This window comes from Desulfobacter sp. UBA2225 (assembly GCF_002348205.1).
GTDB classification, from domain to species: Bacteria; Desulfobacterota; Desulfobacteria; order Desulfobacterales; family Desulfobacteraceae; genus Desulfobacter; species Desulfobacter postgatei.
In genome coordinates this window covers 1-429 of sequence record NZ_DDYV01000299.1, presented here as the reverse complement: position 1 = coordinate 429, position 429 = coordinate 1, and the positions used below count along the sequence as shown (strand labels likewise).

The following is a 429-nucleotide window of genomic DNA, read 5'->3' as shown; positions in this document are numbered from 1 at the left end:
CGCACCCAAACACCGTGATCAGTCGTGCAGGGGCCCGACCGGCAAGGGTTTTCAGGATGGATTCAAGGGCATCCGGGGTGTGGGCATAATCCACAAAGATATGACGGTTCAGCTCGGTGGGAAGTTTTTCAAGCCGGCCGGGTACCCGTTCAAGGGCCGCAATGCCCCGGGCAATGGATTCAGGGCAGATACCTGTGGCAAAAGCCGCACCGGCCGCACATAAGATGTTCTCTAAGTTGAAGCGACCCGTGAGTACGGAAGTCATGGGCGCGTGTACACCACTGAAATCCAGGGTTGCTCTCAGGCCATGGATGTCGTCTGTAATGTCGATTGCCCGGATATCGGCTTCACGATCGGCACTGACCCGGATTACGGGCAGGTTAAGGCTGTCTGCCAGTCGGGTGCCGTATTCATTATCAATATTGATAA

The 429-nt window shown here is 55.7% G+C and carries 1 protein-coding gene; it reads right to left on the bottom strand.

Features of this window, described 5'->3' with window-relative positions; translation table 11 throughout:
- On the bottom strand, positions 1-429 hold a 429-nt coding region (locus B3D59_RS15610; RefSeq protein ID WP_286821814.1), incomplete at both ends, for a glutamate ligase domain-containing protein.